General features: G+C 67.2%; 14 protein-coding genes. 7 read left to right on the top strand and 7 right to left on the bottom strand.

The annotated features are described in order from the left end of the window. Positions 1 to 9: 9 nt before the first annotated feature. Positions 10 to 897, top strand: coding sequence for a DUF4097 family beta strand repeat-containing protein (locus tag PDM29_RS01575; RefSeq protein ID WP_425508702.1), 888 nt, complete (start codon positions 10 to 12; stop codon positions 895 to 897). A 48-nt stretch (positions 898 to 945) separates the two neighbouring features. Here PDM29_RS01575 and PDM29_RS01570 read toward each other — a convergent pair whose 3' ends face one another. Together PDM29_RS01570 and PDM29_RS01565 are read right to left on the bottom strand one after the other, a co-directional pair. Then, positions 946 to 1,125 carry a hypothetical protein gene (locus PDM29_RS01570; RefSeq protein ID WP_125361787.1) on the bottom strand — a complete coding sequence of 60 codons (180 nt, stop codon included), beginning with the start codon at positions 1,123 to 1,125 and terminating at the stop codon, positions 946 to 948. Between the two features lie 304 nt (positions 1,126 to 1,429). After that, complete coding sequence (locus PDM29_RS01565) at positions 1,430 to 2,785, bottom strand: Hsp70 family protein (RefSeq protein ID WP_311192153.1); 1,356 nt, start codon at positions 2,783 to 2,785, stop codon at positions 1,430 to 1,432. Between the two features lie 116 nt (positions 2,786 to 2,901). Here PDM29_RS01565 and PDM29_RS01560 point away from each other — a divergent pair, with 116 nt between their 5' ends. Then, the gene (locus PDM29_RS01560) at positions 2,902 to 3,237 is read left to right on the top strand and encodes a zinc ribbon domain-containing protein YjdM (RefSeq protein WP_311192152.1); all 336 of its coding nucleotides are present in this window, start codon (positions 2,902 to 2,904) and stop codon (positions 3,235 to 3,237) included. A 3-nt stretch (positions 3,238 to 3,240) separates the two neighbouring features. Here PDM29_RS01560 and PDM29_RS01555 read toward each other — a convergent pair whose 3' ends face one another. Next, entirely contained in the window at positions 3,241 to 4,410 is a 1,170-nt protein-coding gene (locus tag PDM29_RS01555; protein ID WP_311192151.1) for a tetratricopeptide repeat protein, read from the bottom strand. Positions 4,411 to 4,544: 134 nt separating this feature from the next. On the opposite strand from PDM29_RS01555, the gene PDM29_RS01550 reads away from it, so the two are divergent. From PDM29_RS01550 to PDM29_RS01535, 4 genes are read left to right on the top strand one after another with little or no spacing between them, the layout of a single operon-like run. Further along, positions 4,545 to 5,147 carry an HD domain-containing protein gene (locus PDM29_RS01550; protein ID WP_311192150.1) on the top strand — a complete coding sequence of 201 codons (603 nt, stop codon included), beginning with the start codon at positions 4,545 to 4,547 and terminating at the stop codon, positions 5,145 to 5,147. A gap of 44 nt (positions 5,148 to 5,191) precedes the next feature. Then, positions 5,192 to 5,377 carry an oxidoreductase-like domain-containing protein gene (locus PDM29_RS01545; RefSeq protein WP_311192149.1) on the top strand — a complete coding sequence of 62 codons (186 nt, stop codon included), beginning with the start codon at positions 5,192 to 5,194 and terminating at the stop codon, positions 5,375 to 5,377. A 30-nt stretch (positions 5,378 to 5,407) separates the two neighbouring features. Then, a complete protein-coding gene (locus tag PDM29_RS01540) occupies positions 5,408 to 6,076 on the top strand; it encodes a DUF998 domain-containing protein (RefSeq protein WP_311192148.1) in 669 nt (222 codons plus the stop codon). Between the two features lie 26 nt (positions 6,077 to 6,102). Next, positions 6,103 to 7,437 carry a virulence factor family protein gene (locus tag PDM29_RS01535; protein ID WP_311192147.1) on the top strand — a complete coding sequence of 445 codons (1,335 nt, stop codon included), beginning with the start codon at positions 6,103 to 6,105 and terminating at the stop codon, positions 7,435 to 7,437. A gap of 311 nt (positions 7,438 to 7,748) precedes the next feature. Here the strand turns inward: PDM29_RS01535 and mprF are convergent, their stop codons facing one another. Further along, a complete protein-coding gene (gene mprF / locus PDM29_RS01530) occupies positions 7,749 to 10,304 on the bottom strand; it encodes a bifunctional lysylphosphatidylglycerol flippase/synthetase MprF (RefSeq protein ID WP_311192146.1) in 2,556 nt (851 codons plus the stop codon). A gap of 192 nt (positions 10,305 to 10,496) precedes the next feature. Here mprF and PDM29_RS01525 point away from each other — a divergent pair, with 192 nt between their 5' ends. Next, positions 10,497 to 10,844 carry a RidA family protein gene (locus PDM29_RS01525; protein ID WP_311192145.1) on the top strand — a complete coding sequence of 116 codons (348 nt, stop codon included), beginning with the start codon at positions 10,497 to 10,499 and terminating at the stop codon, positions 10,842 to 10,844. Positions 10,845 to 10,883: 39 nt separating this feature from the next. On the opposite strand, the gene rnfB is transcribed toward PDM29_RS01525, so the two are convergent. Genes rnfB through metG form a run of 3 tightly spaced genes read right to left on the bottom strand, consistent with a single transcriptional unit; the run spans position 10,884 to position 14,025 of the window. Continuing rightward, entirely contained in the window at positions 10,884 to 11,318 is a 435-nt protein-coding gene (gene rnfB / locus PDM29_RS01520; RefSeq protein ID WP_311192144.1) for an Rnf electron transport complex subunit RnfB, read from the bottom strand. A 25-nt stretch (positions 11,319 to 11,343) separates the two neighbouring features. After that, positions 11,344 to 11,934: an HAD family hydrolase gene (locus tag PDM29_RS01515; protein WP_311192143.1), complete on the bottom strand. Its 591-nt coding sequence runs from the start codon at positions 11,932 to 11,934 to the stop codon at positions 11,344 to 11,346. A gap of 12 nt (positions 11,935 to 11,946) precedes the next feature. Then, positions 11,947 to 14,025, bottom strand: coding sequence for a methionine--tRNA ligase (metG, locus tag PDM29_RS01510; protein WP_311192142.1), 2,079 nt, complete (start codon positions 14,023 to 14,025; stop codon positions 11,947 to 11,949). Between the last annotated feature and the right edge of the window lie 90 nt (positions 14,026 to 14,115).

Genomic DNA, 14,115 nt, shown 5'->3' with positions numbered 1-14,115 from the left:
GAGAACCCCATGCACTACCGCCTGCGAATGATTGCCGCCGTGACCCTGCTGCTGCCCCTGGCGCTGCAGGCGGCAACCCGTGTCGATGAGCGCCATCCACTGGCGGCCGGCGGCCGGGTGGAGGTCAGCAACATTGCCGGCAAGGTCACTGTGCGTGGCTGGGACCGCAACGAGGTGGCGCTGACCGGCAGCCTGGCCGATGGCCTGCGCCTGCAGCAGGACAAAAGCACCAACCGGGTACGCTGGGAAGTCATCTACCCGCGCAACAGCCGTAACAATGGCGGTGCCACCCTGGAGCTGCGCGTGCCGCGTTCGGTGGAGGTGCAGCTGGGGACGGTCAGTGCGGACATCGACGTGGCCGGTGTCGACCTGCGCCGGCTGGCCGCCAATGCAGTCAGCGGCGACATCACTGCCGCAGGGCGCAGTGGCGAGGCTGCCCTGGCCACGGTCAGTGGCAGCGTCCGCGCGCAGGTGCAGACCCAGCGCCTGGCATTGCGGGCGGTGAGCGGTGACATCCAGGCCGGGGGTGGAATTGCCGGTGAAGTCGCGGCGGAGACAGTGTCCGGCGACATCCGCCTGGACACCGCGCAGGTGCAGCGACTGGCCGCTGAAGCGGTGTCTGGCAGCTTGAGTGTGGGCACCGCCGGGTTGTCTCCTGGCGGCAAGGTCACGCTGGAAACGGTCAGCGGCTCGATTGCGCTGGCGCTGCCGGCCAAGGTCTCGGCGCGGCTGGCGGTGAAGACCTTCAGCGGTGCCATCCAGTCCGATGCCGGCGAGGTCGAGCGGCCGCGCTACGGTCCGGGTCGCAGCCTGGACACCCGCCTGGGTGCTGGAGATGGCGATATCTCGATCAATGCCCATTCGGGCAACGTGCGGGTAACGTTGGGCGGTCGTTGAATACAGCCACCGCACCGGCAGTGAAGCCGGTGCGGACGGCGGACGGGCTCAGCTGGCCTTCTTCAGCGCCAGGGTATTGCCGAGGACTTCGATCTTGCCACCGCTTTTGCGGAACGCAGCCAGATCGGCGGCGATGCTCGCACTGTTGATCGCCGTGCTGGCGGTCTGCTTGCGGTCAACGCGGACGGTGTTGCCGGCCTTGGGGGAGGTCTTTGGCGAACGTGCCATGGATGCTCCTTTCTAGTTACAGCGTGGAGAAAATCGCCGACGTGGATGCAGTTGTCGGCGGAGGTAGCGCCGCACAAGGCGGCAGCGATGTCGCCGGTCGTGGACTGGTGACAAATACGGGAAAGCACTCCCAGGCCCGGGGCGGGCCTCGGGTGGCAGCTTTGGCGAAGGAGGGCGCGCCTGCGGCGGCCCGGGACGGCATGCGCATTGCGCATCAAAGCCGGAGAATGATAGTCGTTCCGGCGTAACGTTTTGTTAATGCGGCGGCCCGGGTGACCAGGAATTGCGAATTATTTCAGCCGCATCAATGGCTTGCGGCCCAGGCCAGGCCGTGGACGACGCCGAACGAGGGATTGCCGCGGACCAGACGGGCCTGTGGAAACGCCGCCGCCACGGCCTGCTGCAGGTAGCCGGCGCGCGACATGCCACCGGTCAGGAACACGGCGGCGGGGTCGCGACCAATGTCCTCACGGACCTGTGCCAACAGCTGGGTCAACTCTCCGATGTAACCCGCAGCGGCGGCACCCAGCTGCTCCGCACTGGTGTGCAGGGCCAGATCGCGCTCGATGAAGTCCAGCACGCTGTCATGGGTGGGGGCACTGCTCAGGGCGATCTTGCAGCGCTCCACCTCGCGATAGAGCCGCGCCGTGTTGCCCGTGTCCTGAAGCGCCTGCAGGCGCTTGCCCCAAGGGGCGTCGACATCGCGATAGCTGTGCTGGCGGAATTCGCGCTGCCGCGGCATGTCCTGCACCATCGCCGCTTCCACATAGTGATGCGCGGGCACGCGGCTGATGCCGCGACCAAACAGCGGCATGTAGCCGGACAGGCTCAGCGCCAGATCGATGTCGGTACCACCGCGGGCAATACCCCAGGCGCGGTGGATGGTGGGGGCCCGTGTGCCGCCCACCCGGGCGTGCGCGATGTCGGTAGTGCCGCCGCCGATATCGACCACCAGGGCATCGTGCTCGTCGGCGCTTTCAGCGTGATAGTGCATCGCCGCCGCGGCCGGTTCCTCGAGAAAATCCACGCTGTCGAAACCGGCCGCGATCGCGGCGGTGTGCAGAATCTCCAGCGCCTGGTCATTGCCTGCCGCACCGATCGAGCTGCGGAACTGTACCGGCCGGCCCAGCGTGGCGGTGCGCACCGGCGCATCCAGCTGCCGTGACGCGGTCAGCCGGATGTGCTCCAGGATGTGCGTGGCAATACCGGTGATGGTCTGGCGTGCGCGCGGGTGCAGGTTGTAGCCGAGCATCGACTTCGGGCTCTGCACCAGGTTGCCTTCGTTCTCCTCGAAGTAGGCTTCCAGTGCCTCGTCGCCGTACACCGCGTTCTGCAGCAGCGTAGTGGAGCTGAGCGGCTGCCGCATCTGCTCTTCCATCCATTGCCGACGCACCACCCGCAGCGCTTCACGGCGCAACGCATCGGGCGCACGGTCCTGGCCTGCGGCTCGCGCCTCACGGGAAGCGGCATCGATCAGGCGGTGCAGTTCATGCTCCAGCGCCGGAGTCAGCTCGAAATCATTGGGGTCACGCATGACCTCGGGGAAATACACCGTGGTGCGGAACTGCTCGGCCTCGCCAAAACGGATCGGCACTACCTGGCCTTCGATCACGGCGGCGGCGGCGGAGTTGCTGGTACCAAAGTCGATGCCGATCTTCATGCGGGCCGGGCCTCACGGAAGGGGGCGCGCACTGTGCGGCAACCGGCGCGCGGGCGCAAGGGGCGGCGGCGCGCCGGTTACAATGATGAACGTTTCACTCTTTTCCGAAGGCCCCCATGTCTGCCGTTCCTGCCTGTCCGCAATGCACCCTTGAAAACACCTACGCCGACGGCGCGCTGTTCATCTGCGCCGATTGTGGTCACGAATGGGCGGCGGGCGATGCCGATACGTCCGGCGTGGTGGTCCGCGACAGCAATGGCAATGTGCTGGCAAGCGGCGACACGGTCACCGTGATCAAGGACCTGAAAGTGAAGGGATCCTCCATTCCGCTCAAGCAGGGCACGGTGATCCGCAACATTCGGCTGGTCGAGGATGACGCCGAGCACATCGAAGGCAACTCGGACAAGATCAAGGGACTGGTGCTGAAGACCTGCTTCCTCAAGAAGGCCTGAGGCTCAATTCGCAGCGGTGCGTTTCTGCCAGCGTTTCAGGCTGTCCAGCTTGGCCTGGTAGGCGGCACGCAGCACGCTGGCGTCCTCGCCGGCCAGGTCGCGCGCGCGCTGCATTTCCTTTGAGGCCCGGCTGTTGTCTCCGGCCAGGAAATAGGCCCGCGCCAGGCCGAAGTGGAACTGGTGCGCGGTGCCGTACAGGGCAATGGCCTGCCGGTAATAGTGGATGGCCTTGTCGTAGTCCTTGCGCTCCTCGGCCTGGTTGCCCATCCGGAACTGGGCAAAGGGGTCCTTGCGCTCCACCTGCTGCAGCCGCTTGGCCAGCTGTTGTGCCAGCTGCGGTTCGCCCAGGCGCTGGTACAGCGCACTGGCATTGGTCAATGCGGCCGCATGGCGCGGCTGCAGCCGCAGCGCGGTCTCGAGATCCTGCCGTGCCTGCGGCATGCGGCCTTCGCGCGTGTCCAGCACGCCCAGGTTGTTCCAGCCCGGGGTGAACTCCGGCGACAGGTCCAGTGCGGCCTTCAGATAGGTTCTGGCCGTGGGCAGGTCGCCCGCCGCCATGGCCTGTGCGCCGCGGTTGTTGTAGAAGTGCGCCAAGGCACGCTGCTCGGTGATCGGCCGAGGACCGTAACGGTCGTAGAGCACATTGCGGTCCAGGTCGACCACGGCAGTGCGGTCGTTCAGTTCCACCCCCGCATTCACATGCCCGACGCTGTAGATCACGCCTTCGTCCTGGTACCACGTCATCACCTGCGCCACCTCCTGCACCCGCGCATCAATGCCGGCAGCGCGCGCCAGGGTGACGAACAGCAGCGTGAATGACAGGCAGTTGGCGCGCCCGGTCTGCCAGGTTTCGGTCAGCGTGTGGGTGGCGTAGGGGTCGTACTCCAGATGCATGCCGTCAGCATCGAAGATGAGGTGAACCAGCTTTTCCAGCCGTTGCTCGCGGGAGTTGGCGGCTGCGATCACGCGTTGCTGCAGCAGGGTCCGTAATGCCGGCGGTATGGCCAGAATCTGGTCGGCGCTGGGCGGCGTGCCCATCGACGGCTCGGCGGCAACCTGTACCGCAGGCAGTGTGACGGCTGGCGCGCGCAGCGGGTCGGCCCGAACCGGCGCGGCCGCCAGCAGCGCCACCAGCGGGAGTATCAGCAGGGCGCGAACGTTCACGGTGGACATGGCGGTCACCTCCCAACCCATGTGGCGGTCCGGCTTCAGCATAGGCCCGGGCGGCGACCGTGGCGCGCCGCCCGTCGGCCCGCCGCGCCCTTTGCCGCTTGCCAGCGGCCCCCTTCGCAGCCAATCATGCGGCCATGACCTTCGCACCCGTGCTCCTGCCGGCGGCCATGCAGGCCGACCTCGAAGCCGCTTACGCGATGCCGCCGCGGGCGTACCACAGCTTCGCCCACGTGCGCGCCGTGCTGCAGCACTGCCAGGACGTGGCCGAAGGTCCCGGCTGGACCCAACCGCGCGAGGTGCAGCTGGCGGCGCTGTATCACGACGCGATCTATGACGCCGGGCGCAGCGACAACGAAGCTCGCTCTGCCGCGCTGGCACGGGCGCAAATCGAGCGCTGGCTGCCTGGAGCCGGCGTCGACGTGGGGCGGGTGGAGCAGCTGATCGGACTGACCGCCCGCCACGGTGCGCTGGGGCGGGGCGACGTGGACGACCAGGCCGCGCTGTTCCTGGATTGCGACATGGCCATTCTGGGAGCCCCGGCCGAAGTCTTCGACGCCTACGACCGTGGTATCGCCGAGGAATACGCCGGGCATGTGCCGGGCTTCCTGTTCCGGCTCAACCGGCGCAAGTTCCTGACCCAACTGCTGAAGCGGCCGCGTATTTTTCTCAGCGACTTCTTCCACCAGCGCCTGGATGCGGCGGCGCGCGCCAACCTGAGTCGTCGGCTGGGCCGTTGAGCCTCGTTTACACTGTCGGGGTTCACCTGCATGCCGTTGCGCCGATGCCCGATTCCGTTCCGCTGCCTGATGCCGATCCCCGCCCGCTGCCGCCGGAAGAGCCCGGTCCCAACGAATGTTGCGGCAGCGGTTGCCCGTTGTGCGTGCTGGATCTGTACAGCGACGAGCTGCAGCGGTACCGCACTGCGCTGGCGGCGTGGAAGCTGCGCCATCCCGATGCAGCTCCCTGAACCAGCGCACACGTGACCCCGCCGGCCGCCATGCCTTCTTCGATTCGTGCCCATGCATCGATTGCGATGGTGGCGCTGCTGGCCTTGTGCGCCTTCGTGCTCACCGCGCTGTGGACCCAATGGGCGCGGGATGATCTGGACTGGGTACAGGCGACCCTGAGCCTGTACCTGCACGGCCCCTGGGGCCTGGCGTTGCGCACCGCCTATTGCGTGCTGGCAGTGGCGATCATGCTGCTGGCGTGGTCGCTGCATGCCGGGCTGCAGTCGCCGCGGCGCAGTGCCGCCGCGCCGTTGTTGTTCGTCGTGGCCGGCCTTGGCTTGATGGGGGTCGCAATAGGCGACAGCTGGCTGCCGGAGATGGCTCCCTTGCTGGCCCCCCTGGTGCACGGCCTGGCCGCCAACACCGCCTTTCTGTGCGTGAGCGTGGCCATGCTGCTGCAGAGCTGGTACCTGCGCGCTGACCCGCGCTGGAGCCGCTGGGCGGCGCTGGCATGGTGGTGGGCCTGGCTGTGCTTCGCGCTGCTGTGGCTGCACGTGTTGTGGCGCGGTCCGCCGCGCGGGGCGGGTCAGAAGCTGGTCATCGCGGTGGTGGTGCTGTGGCTGGCGGCGGTCGCCCTGCAGCAATGGCGACAGACCCGCCTCGAACTGCGTAAGGCCGGGCTCTGTACATCCCCTTGCCGCGCCACCGGCGTATCGTGAGCGGACTTTTTCCGGGAAGTGTCACGATGCGGGCAACCAGCAGGCGGCGGTGGTGGGGCGTGATTCTGTTCGGGCTGTTGAGTGTCGGCGTACAGGCCGCGCCGCAGCAGGTCAGCCACGGGCGCTTCCAGCAGGTACCGGTGTACGTGCCCGAGGGACAGCCGCAGCGCGTGGTGGTGTGGTTCGACGGCGGTCGAGAAGCGGACTTGACCACGCACCGCATCGAGGCCCTGCGTGCGCAGGGGGCATTGGTGGCGAGGGTGGACGTCGCGCGACTGCACCAGAGCGTTGCCGCCGATGGCGGCAGCTGTGCGTTCGGTGCCGGCGACGTGGAGAATTTCTCGCGCTTTTTCCAGGCATATCTGCACGTGCCGGGTTACCACCTGCCGTTGATCGCCGGCGATGGCAGCGGTGCTGAACTCGCCTACGCGGTGGCGGCACAGGCCGACACCCAGGTGTTTGCGGGCTTGCTGACCACCGGCTTCTGTCCCGACGCGGTGCGCGAGCGCCAGGTCTGCGGAGCGGGCGTCAGCCACGGTCGCGTGCAGCCCACCGAACTGAACTTCCCCTGGTTGAACGCTGCGGGCGACACGCAGTGCCCGGCGGGCAGTGCCACCGCGTTCGTGCGCAAAGTGGTCTTGGCGCGCGAATTCCGGCGTACTGGCCGCGGCGACGACGTACCGGGGCTGCTGGCCGCCGCGCAGGTGCTGGGCGCGCAGAAGGGCGTCAGCCTTGCTCCGCCGCCGCAAGGGTTGAGCGGCCTGCCGGTGGTGGAAATTCCTGCGGCCAAGGCCGGTGACACGCTGGCCATTTTCGTCTCAGGCGACGGCGGCTGGGCTGGCCTGGACAAGGAGGTGGCGGCATCGCTGGCTGAGGCGGGTGTGGCCGTGGTCGGTGTGGACTCGCTGCGCTACTTCTGGACCCAGCGCACGCCGGCAGGATTCGCTCGTGACCTGGAGCGCATTGCCGCGCATTACCAGCAGCAATGGCAGCGCAAGCGGCTGCTGCTGGTGGGTTTCTCACAGGGCGCGGACGTGTTGCCCGCGGCGATCAACCAGCTTGATCCAGCCGCGCGGGATTCGGTTGCGTTGATCGGTTTGATGTCGGTCGGGCGAAACGCCGATTACGAATTCCACGTCAGCAACTGGCTGGGCGGTGGCGGCGATGGCCTGCCGATCGCCCCGGAGATCGCCAAGTTGCCGGCGCAGCGCACGCTGTGCCTGTATGGCAAGGAGGATGAGGACGCGCTGTGCCCGGATCTGCCCGCGGGCAAGGCGCAGGTGATCGCGCTTCCCGGCGATCACCATTTCAAGGGTGACTACGACCTGCTGGCACGCACGCTTCTGGAGCATGTGCCGTAACGGTATCTACGCCATCCGGGTACGAATGCCACGGATGCTGCGGACACGGTAGGGTCGCACGACAGTCGACCGCCGATGACATTCGTCGGTGCTGTGAGGCATGACCTTCGAACGCAGGCACGCTTCTTCGCTCCAGGTCATGCCCTACCGTTATCGGCGGTCGACTGTCGTGCGACCCTACCAGTGCAGTGCCAGTGCCAGTGCCAGTGCAGTGCCAGTGCATTCCCGTGCATTACCCGTGCGTTCCCGGTGCATACCCGATCAGCACAGCGTCACCGACATGATCCCGCGCATTACACACACCACGCGTGTCAACGCGGTACCCGGCTGATCAACCGCGTTGCATCCAGCAACGCTGCCGGCAGATGCATGCCGCCGGGCGCGGCCAGATACCGCGCGCGCCAGCTCGGCGCGAACTTGGACTTGAACCGTCGCAGTCCGCTGAACCCATAGAAGCGTTCCCCGTGCCGCGCGACCAGGTTGGCAAAGCGGTTCCAGCGCCCGGCCAACCGGTGTTGCGCCAGCCCGGACAAGGGGGCCATGCCCAGCGAAAAACGCTGGAAACCCTGCGCACGCCCCCACAGGAACAATTCGATGAACAGGAAGTCCATCGTGCCCTTTGGTGCGTCATCCACATGCCGCATCAGATCAACGGACAGCTCATGGCCGGCCGGTGCCTGCCACAGGTTGGCAAACGCCACGATGCGACCCTCTGCTTCCACCAGCGCGACCGGGAAGCGCGACAGGTAGGCCGGATCGAAGCTGCCCAGCGAGAATCCCTTTTCATCGCCCGCCTTTTCATCCAGCCACTGTTGCGAGACCTCCGCCAGCGCCGGCAGCAGTGCCGGCACCTCGTCGGCCGCTGCCACACGGAAGCTGAGCCCTCCGCGCTTGCCGCGATTCCAGGCCTGGCGCAGGTCGGCGCGCTCGCGACCTTCCAGGGTGAAATCGTGCAGCGGCACCATCGCTTCCTCGCCCAGCTTCACCAGGCTCAGGCCCAGGTCCAGATAGGTCTGCCAGTAAGCCTCGCCGACCTGGTAGAACACCGGCCGCAGCCCCAACCGGTCGGCCTCCTCGCGGAAGCGCCAGATCAATGCCCGTGCCACCTCCGGCGGGCCGACCGGGTCGCCCATCGCGATCAGCGAACCGCCATGGCGCTGCATCATCACGAAGCCACGCTGCGCGTCATCGCGCAGCACCGCCTTGTCCGCGGTCAGTACCAGACAGGCCTGGGTGTCTTCGGCTCCGGCCAGCACCGGGGCCAGTGCATCCAGCGTCGCCGCGTCGGCCGGTTGCAGCGGTGTGCGCGTGCTGTGCAGCAGGCGCGCCAGACCGAATACGGTCAGCGCGATGGCCACCAGCAGCAGCGCGCGCAGTGCACGCGGCGCATTGCCCTGCACCGCGAACTGCCACCACAGTTCGTTCTGGTACTCCACGTGGCTGTAGACGAAGAACAACAGCCAGATCACCGCTACCAGCACCAGCCCGAGGTTGCGGATCCACGGCCACGACCAGGCTTCATCCAGCAGCGCGCCCTGGCGATAGAACTCGCGCCGCGAGGCCCACAGCGCCATCGCCACCAGTACCGCCGACAGCGCGATCAGCACCTGCCCGCCGCGCAGCCAGATCGGCAACGGGGCGACCACGCAGATGCCCAGTGCCAGTACCCAGGCCGCGTGGCTGCGCCGCTGCAGGCCCTGGCCGATCAGCAGCAGGGCCACCCCGGCCAGGCTGCCCAGCAGGTGCGAGGTCTCCAGCACCGGCAATGACGCATGCAGCAGATGCCGGCGTGGGGTGGGCAGGGTGCCGTCGATCACCAGCGCCGCACCCACGCTGAACACGGCCAGCGCGATGATCTGTGGCAACCAAGGGCGCAGTGCGGTCCAGCCGGCGCGGGTCGCACCGGCACCGGCGCGCAGCGGACGCCGCAGTGCCGGCGCAACCGCCAGCATCGTGGCCAGCAGCAGCGGCAGCACGTAGTAGGTGACCCGGTAGATCAATGCCGCAGCGAGCACGGCGGCAGGTGGTACCTGCGGCAGCAGCTTGAGCAGGCTCCACTCGAACACGCCCAGCCCGGCCGGCACGCTGGAGATCAGCCCAGCCAGCACCGCCACCAGGTACAGCCCGACAAAGCCGGGCAGTCCGGTGGGGGTGTTCATCGGCAGCAACACATAGAACGCGGCCGCAGCCAGCACCAGTTCGACCACGCTCAACGCGGTGACGCCCAGCATGGTGCGTCGGTCCGGCAGCCACAGGGCATGCCCGCGAACGGTGAACGTGCGACCTTCGTGGCCGACCAGCAGCACCGTCACCGCATACGCCAGCAGTGCCAGCACACCGAGCGCACGCACCACGGGTACCGACACCGGCAGCGCGAGCGCGGCGGCCCCCGGTTCCAGCACGAACGCCAACGCGAGCAGCAGCCACGCGCCAAACAGGAAACCCAGCGTGCTCATCAGCACCACCTGGCCGATTTCGCCCAGGCTCAGCCCGGCGCTGCCATAGCCGCGCAGGCGCACCGCACCGCCGGTCAGGGCCGCGAAACCCAGGGTCTGGCCCAGGGTGTGGGCGAGGAAGGCGGTGATGCCGACCCGTGCAGGATGCAGCCGCTTGCCACTGCGGCGCAGGCCAATCGCGTCAAAGCCGATGAGGCACGCGTAACTGGCCAGCCCCAGCAGCACGGTCAAGGCGATCTGCCCGCTGCCCAGGGCGCGGAACGCCTCGCGGATGGCACGGTAGCCATGTTCGTCGAACTCGCTGGCCAGTCCGTGCAGGGCCAGTGCCAGGATGCCCAGGCTGAACACCATGGTGGCGGCACGCCGCCAGCCGGAATGCGCCGCAGCCGGCGCAGGGGAAGTATCGGTCATCTGGACAGCGTGCTCCGGGCAGGGCGATGAAGACGTCAACGAACGCGGCGTACCGCGACGGCGCATCGTGCGCTTCGGCCCTGCCGTTGCCAAGAGGGCATGCTGTGCCCGCTCTGGCGGGTTTCAGCCTGCTCACGGACAGCCTTCATCGCATCGGCGACAATGGAGGCCCATTGCAGAGGAGACTTCCCCATGTTGGAGCGTTTTGACGTCGGTCCGCGCATGTCCGAAATGACCGTGCACAACAAGGTCGCCTATCTGTCGGGTCAAATTCCCGAGGACACCAGCCAGGACATCACCGGCCAGACCCGGCAGGTGCTGGCCGAGATCGACAAGCTGCTGGCGCTGGTGGCCAGTGACAAGCAGCATATCCTGCGCGCCGAAGTGTTCCTGGCCGACATCAACGATTTCGCCGGCATGAATGCTGCGTGGGACGAATGGGTGGTGGCCGGCATGACCCCCGCCCGCGCCACCGTCGAAGCCAAATTGGCCGACCCGGCGTGGAAGGTCGAGATCGTGATTACCGCGGCGTTGCCGTAACCCGTTCGCCACGACCAACGGTCGCGGCCTACCGGTAGATCACGACCGTTGGTCGTGATCCGCGGCAATCAATTCGATGCAATCCACCGGGCACGGTGGAATGCACAGTTCGCAGCCGGTACACAGGTCGGCCAGTACGGTGTGCATGTACTTGGCACCGCCCACGATCGCATCCACGGGGCAGGCCTGGATGCACTTGGTGCAGCCGATGCAGTCGGCTTCCACCACCACCGCGACCTGGGCGGACTTGTGTTCGCCCCGGCTGCGATCGAACGGTACGGCGGTCACGCCCAGCACCTGCGCCAGCGCCCGCGCGCCCGCATCGCCGCCCGGCGGGCAGCGCTCCACGCCGGCCTCGCCACGCGCCATTGCTTCGGCATACGGGCGGCAACCGTCAAAGCCGCACTGACCGCATTGGGTCTGCGGCAACAGCCGGTCGAGGCGTTCGGTCAGGGGCGTGCGAAGGGCGTTCATGCGTGGCGTCGGCTGCGCGGGACGTTCATTTCATCAGTTTGCCGCGATACCAACGCTCATGCGCCAGCGCCAGCATCGGCTGGTCTTCCTTGCTGTCACCATACGCGTGAATGCGCAGGTAGCGTGACAGGTCATAGCGCTTGCGGATGCGTTCGGCCTTGCGCGGGCCGCAGTCGCCATCGGCATAACGTCCGGTAAGGCGACCATCCTTGCCTTCCAGCCTGTTGCAGATCAGCTCAATGCCCAGATTCTCGCACCAGGGACGCAGGTACAGATCCAGCGACCCCGACACGATGACCACGGTGTGATTCTGCTTCAGGTGCCAGCGAATCTGCTCCAGCATCTTCGGCTGCACCACGTCCGGCAGCACCTCACGGGCAAAACCGGCGGCCTGGGCGGCAATGTCATCGCCATGGCGGTCGCGCATCACCAACCGGGTGACGCGCGCGCGGATACGCTCGGCTGAAATCAACTTCAGCCGATACGCCAGCAGCCACGGCCCGACTTTCCACCAGGCATGCGCCAGCTGTTCGGGCGTGGCGACGCGGCGCAGGAAACGGGCGTAAGTGTCACAGTCGGTGACGGTGTTATCGAAATCGAACAGCGCCAGCTCCACGCCCGGGCCCGATCAACGAACCGGCATGCCCGGCTGTGCGCCGCTGTCGGCGTCCAGCAGTGCCAGCGCGCCGCCGTCGAAGCCGGCCGACAGGATCATGCCTTCGCTCAGGCCGAAGCGCATTTTGCGCGGGGCCAGGTTGGCAATGAACACCACGCTGCGGCCGACCAGCGCTTCGGGTTCGCCGTAGCTGCCGCGGATGCCGGAGAAGATCTGGCGCTTGCCCAGCTCGCCCGCGTCCAGTTCGAAGCGCAGCAGCTTGTCCGAACCTTCCACGAACTCGCACACCAGCACCTTGCCGATACGCAGGTCGAGCTTGGCGAAGTCATCGATGCCGATGTAAGCCGGTGCAGCGTCGCTGGCCGCAGCGGGAGCCGGAGCGGGTGCGGCAGCCGCCGGCTTGGCGGCCTTGGCCGGGGCGGCAGCCGCCGGAGCGGCAGCGAGGGTGTCCTTGGAAGCGTCGGTCATGGCGTCGATCAGTTTCGGGTCAATACGGGTGAAGAGCGGGGCGAACACCGCAATGGTGTGCGCGGTGAGCGGGTGGACGATGTCGGTCCAGGACTGCACCGGCGAGGCCAGGAAGGCTTCGGCCTGCGCGGCCGTGGCCGGAAGCACCGGCTTCAGTGCGGTGACCAGCACGCGGAACAGGTTCAGCCCCTGGGTGCACACGGCCTGCAGCTGGGCGTCGGCCCCGTCCTGCTTGGCAATCACCCACGGCTTCTGGTCGTCGATGTAGCGGTTGGCTTCGTCGGCCAGCGCCATGGTCAGGCGCAGTGCCGCCGCCGGATCATTGCGTTCGTAAGCCTCGCGGATCGGACCCAGCGCCGCCACGAAGCGGTCGTACTGCGCCGCATCGGGCAGCGCGTCGGCCAGACGGCCGTCGAAGCGCTTGCTGATGAAGCCCGCGCAGCGGCTGGCCAGGTTGACGAACTTGCCGACCAGGTCGGCATTCACGCGCGCGACGAAGTCCCCCAGGTTCAGGTCCAGGTCGTCGACGCCGCCGCTGGACTTGGCCGCGAAGTAATAGCGCAGCGCTTCCGGTTCCAGGCCCACGTCCAGATAGGTACGCGCCATCACGAAGGTGCCGCGCGACTTGGACATCTTCGCGCCTTCCACGGTCAGGTAACCGTTCACATGCAGACGGGTCGGTGCGCGGTGCCCGGTGCCGTGCAGCACCGCCGGCCAGAACAGGCCGTGGAAGTTGACGATGTCCTTGCCGATGAAGTGGTGCAGCTCGGTGCTGGTGCCGGCGCGCAGGTGAGATTCGAAATCTTCGCCGGTCTTCGCACACAGTGCCTGGAAGCTGGACAGGTAGCCAATCGGCGCGTCCAGCCACACATAGAAGTACTTGCCCGGCTGGCCCGGAATCTCGAAGCCGAAGTAAGGCGCATCGCGTGAGATGTCCCACGCGCGCAGGCCACCTTCGGCATTCAGCCATTCACCCAGCTTGGCCTTCACCCCGGGCAGGGCCACATCGCCGGCCAGCCATTCGCGCAGGAACGCCTCGAAGCGGCCCACTTCAAAGAAGAAGTGCTCCGAATCGCGGATTTCCGGCGTGGCGCCGGAAATGACCGACTTCGGGTCCTTCAGGTCGGTCGGGGCATAGGTCGAACCGCAGACCTCGCAGTTGTCGCCGTACTGGTCGGCGCTGCCACAGGTCGGGCAGATGCCCTTGATGTAGCGGTCGGGCAGGAACATGCCCTTGTCCGGGTCGTAGAACTGCGCCACCGAGCGCCGCGAGATGTGGCCGTTGGCCTCCAGCTTGGTGTAGAAGGCTTCGGTCAGGGCGCGGTTGCCGGCGGAGTTGGTCGAGTCGTAGTGGTCGAAATCGACCCCGAAGGCGGCAAAGTCGCGCTCGTGGCTGGCCTGGATGTTGGCGATGAACACTTCCGGGGTCACCCCGGCCTTTTCCGCGCCGAGCATGATCGGGGTGCCGTGGGTGTCGTCGGCGCACACAAACCAGGTCTTGCCGCCGCTCATTCGCCGCGCGCGCACCCAGATGTCAGCCTGGATGTAGCCGACCAGATGACCCAGGTGCAGGGGGCCGTTGGCGTAGGGCAGGGCGGTGGTGACGAGAGCGGTGCGGGTCATGATGAACGCAGTTGCCAGGGGAACGCGGGATTATCGCATGCCCTGTCAAGACAAAAGGCCGAAGCGTCGCCGCTTCGGCCTTCGGGTCGT

Origin of the sequence: Stenotrophomonas oahuensis, assembly GCF_031834595.1 — a bacterium.
Classification (GTDB): Bacteria; Pseudomonadota; Gammaproteobacteria; order Xanthomonadales; family Xanthomonadaceae; genus Stenotrophomonas; species Stenotrophomonas oahuensis.
Note: the sequence above shows the minus strand (reverse complement) of the source record. Positions and strands in the feature narration are given on the sequence as shown.